This window comes from Thalassolituus sp. UBA2590 (assembly GCF_002339775.1).
In the GTDB taxonomy this organism is placed as follows: Bacteria; Pseudomonadota; Gammaproteobacteria; order Pseudomonadales; family Oceanobacteraceae; genus Thalassolituus.
In genome coordinates this window covers 1-3,455 of sequence record NZ_DDKU01000133.1, presented here as the reverse complement: position 1 = coordinate 3,455, position 3,455 = coordinate 1, and the positions used below count along the sequence as shown (strand labels likewise).

The 3,455-nt window shown below is 52.8% G+C and carries 4 protein-coding genes; all 4 read right to left on the bottom strand.

Annotation, left to right across the window (positions count from 1 at the left end):
- On the bottom strand, positions 1-777 hold a 777-nt coding region (locus B2067_RS11605), incomplete at its 3' end, for a GGDEF domain-containing protein (protein ID WP_301388567.1).
- A 133-nt stretch (positions 778-910) separates the two neighbouring features.
- Positions 911-1,705 carry a thymidylate synthase gene (gene thyA / locus B2067_RS11600; RefSeq protein WP_301388566.1) on the bottom strand — a complete coding sequence of 265 codons (795 nt, stop codon included), beginning with the start codon at positions 1,703-1,705 and terminating at the stop codon, positions 911-913.
- Positions 1,702-2,514, bottom strand: a complete 813-nt coding sequence (lgt, locus tag B2067_RS11595; RefSeq protein ID WP_301388565.1) for a prolipoprotein diacylglyceryl transferase — start codon at positions 2,512-2,514, stop codon at positions 1,702-1,704. The genes thyA and lgt overlap by 4 nt, the downstream gene beginning before the upstream one ends.
- 24 nt (positions 2,515-2,538) lie before the next feature.
- On the bottom strand, positions 2,539-3,324 hold the full coding sequence (locus B2067_RS11590; protein ID WP_068440980.1) for a sulfite exporter TauE/SafE family protein: 786 nt from the start codon (positions 3,322-3,324) through the stop codon (positions 2,539-2,541).
- Positions 3,325-3,455: the final 131 nt, after the last annotated feature.

Sequence of the window (3,455 nt, the reverse complement as noted above, 5' to 3'; positions counted from 1 at the left end):
GCCAGCGAGTGCTGCGCCAATGCTACCCGAGAGTTTTATTTTTTCTCCCTGAAAGGTCACCGGCGCATCCAATTGGGCGCTGATTTTTTCGCAGACCTGAATCAGGTTACGCGTCTGTCGGAGGTTTTCGGCGATCAACGCAAAGGTGTTGCCGCCAATCCGGGCCAGGGTGTCGGATTTTCGGGTGACAGAGCGCAGTCGCTCTGTCAGTTCAGTCAGCACCGCATCTCCCGCAGAGTGGCTGAATGATTCACTCAGCCGGTGAAAATGATCAAGATCCAGGATCACCAGCCCCATCGGTTGCTTACTTCGTTTATGGGCTTCCAGCGAGTGTTCAAGGCGATCCTGAAACAAGTAGCGGTTGGGCAGCCCGGTAAGAGGGTCCAGGTAGCGGTTCGAACGCAACGCGCATTCCCGGGTTTTTCTTGTCGCAGCCGTGCGAATAGCAGGAATCAGCTCAGCGGAACTGGTCACTACCTCCTGCGCGCCTAATTCCAGTAGTCGCTCCATACGCATGTCCGGGAAGTTCAGCATCACAACCAGAGGCGCCTCAGGCAAGGCCTGTGTGGTGTAATCGAGAATCTGCGCCAGCCTCTCGCTGTAAGTCGAGGCATGCAGCACGATTACGCCTTCTGACTCCATCCAGCTTTCGGCGAGTGATTTACCATCCTCACAGAGACAAACACGGACAGCTCTCGGCAAAGCTGGCTCAGCTTCATCGATGGAATGCCAGAAAACGATAGGTGTTTCGAACTTAACGGGTTTAATGAAAGACACTACAGAACCTCCCTGTGACGTATACAGAGAGTGTAGAAGGCCTCCCGGTATTAGCCCGGGAGACACACAAAAGTCAGGCGTCAGTTCTCAGACGGAAAATGACGCCAGAAAACAGGCACCCGAGAACAACCGATCAGACAGCGACTGGTGCCTTAATATGTGGGTGAGACTCGTACCCTTCGATGACAAAGTCTTCGAATTTGTAATCAAAGATACTCTCTGGTTTACGCTCAATCACCAGCTTAGGCAAAGGCAATGGTTCACGGCTTAGCTGCAGATCCGTTTGCTCAAGGTGATTAGCGTAAAGATGAACGTCACCGCCCGTCCAGACGAAATCCCCCACTTCAAGGTCGCACTGTTGAGCCATCATATGAAGCAGCAAAGCGTAGCTGGCGATATTAAATGGAACACCCAGGAAAATATCTGCGCTGCGCTGATAGAGCTGACAGGAAAGCTTGCCGTCAGCGACGTAGAACTGGAAAAAAGCATGGCACGGCGGCAGCGCCATGTTTTCAATTTCACCCACATTCCAGGCACTGACAATCAGGCGGCGGGAATCAGGGTTGTTCTTAATCTGTTCAACTATCTGGGTGATCTGATCCACGTGGCGACCATCCGCTGTCGGCCAGCTACGCCACTGCGAACCGTATACGGGCCCGAGGTTTCCTTCTTCGTCTGCCCACTCATCCCAGATAGAAACGCCATTCTCTTTCAGATAACTGATATTGGTATCACCGCTCAGGAACCAGAGAAGTTCATGAATGATGGAACGCAGGTGCAGCTTTTTGGTGGTCACCAGCGGGAAGCCTTCACTCAGATCAAAGCGCATCTGGTAGCCGAAACAACTGTAGGTACCCGTTCCGGTGCGGTCTTCTTTAAATACACCGTTTTCACGAACGTGACGCATCAGATCGAGGTATTGTTTCATGCTTTATTGGCTCCACTGTTTGTGCCGTTACGGTAGGCCCAGATCAATAAAATCAGACCAAATACAATCATCGGCAGGCTCAACATCTGCCCTCGGGTCATCCAGCCGAACATATCGAACCCTATGTGCGCATCCGGCTCACGGAAGAACTCGGCAATAGTACGGAAAACCCCATAACCAATGAGAAACATCGCGCTGACCGCTTTCTGCGGGCGAGGACGGGATGAATAAAACCAGAGAATAACAAACAGCAGCAGGCCTTCCAAACCCGCCTGATAGAGCTGCGAAGGGTGACGGGCAAACTCGTCAGCACGTGGAAATACCATCGCCCAGGGCACATGCTCAGGATCGGCAACACGCCCCCACAACTCGCCGCCAATAAAGTTACCGATACGACCGAACATTAAGCCCAGAGGAACGAAAGGCGCACCGAAATCACCGACGTCAAAGAAACTCTTCTTATGAATTTTGCAGAAGATCAGAATGGCGGTCAGAACGCCAAGCAAACCGCCATGGAAGGACATTCCCCCTTCCCATACCCGGACAAGCCAAAGCGGGTCTTCAAGAAACTGCGGAAAGTTATAAAACAGCACGTAGCCCATGCGGCCACCAATCACGACCCCCATCGCGCCGTAGAAGATCAGATCCGATACCTGCTGGGTCGTCCAGCCACTGCCGGGCTGTTTAGCGCGCCATGTTGCCAACAGGTATGCGGAGGCAAATGCCGCAAGGTACATCAGGCCGTACCAATGTACTTTGATAAAACCAAGTTCAAACGCGACTGGATTGATATCCGGATAAGTCAGCATGGTACTTCCCTGACGGTAAAACAGTTAAAAGAAAATAAAGCGGATTCCGACGACGCAGAGTAACACAGCGAACAACTTTTTCAGCAGCGCCGCATCAAGCTTATGCGCCAGGCGCGCACCCACCTGAGCACAAGGTACGCTGGTCAAAGCAATCCCCAGAACAGCAGGCCAGTATACGAATCCGGTAGACCACTCTGGCAGAAGATCATTCCCTTGCCCGGCAATGATATTGGTGACTGCTCCGGTCAGAGCGATCGGAATCCCACATGCAGCAGACGTCGCTACTGCCTGACGCATACTGAAGCGCATCCATGACAAATAAGGGACAGTAAACGTCCCACCGCCGATACCGAACCATGAAGAACCGAAGCCAACAATACTACCCGCACTCATCAAGCCAAGAGCAGAAGGTCGATCTCCCTTGCCTGGCGGCTCCCAGCCGGTGAACATTTTCAACGCCAACAGCAGCGCAAAGACACCAATGATGTTCTGCAATACCGGACCAGGAACTTCACTGATAAGGACCACACCCGCCGCCGTACCAATAACAATCCCGGCGGCCATACTGCGCACCAATGACCAGTCGATCGCGCCATTGCGGTGATGCTCACGCACGGAACTCAGTGAAGTAAATACGATAGTGGCGAGAGAGGTAGCCACGGCCATATGGGTAAGCACCTCGGCGGAAACGCCCTGTGCTGCGAAACTGAAAATCAGTACAGGAACAATCACCATGCCCCCGCCGATTCCAAACAGTCCGGCAAGCACGCCAGCAAATGCCCCCACCAATAAATAGAGTAAAAAGGTCATACAGATCGGTTCTTCTTCATGGTCGCGGCATTATGAAGCATTCGTGCTTGGTGTACACTGCCGCTATGTGCTTAATCGTTTTCGACTGGCAACCCGGTCAATCTCAGTGGCTGCGCCTGAGCGCAAACCGC

Bases quoted from the DNA above. Each gene is read 5' to 3' on its own strand.
- thyA (WP_301388566.1), bottom strand. From the start codon at position 1,705: ATGAAACAATACCTCGATCTGATGCGTCACGTTCGTGAAAACGGTGTA.
- lgt (WP_301388565.1), bottom strand. From the start codon at position 2,514: ATGCTGACTTATCCGGATATCAATCCAGTCGCGTTTGAACTTGGTTTT.
- B2067_RS11590 (WP_068440980.1), bottom strand. From the start codon at position 3,324: ATGACCTTTTTACTCTATTTATTGGTGGGGGCATTTGCTGGCGTGCTT.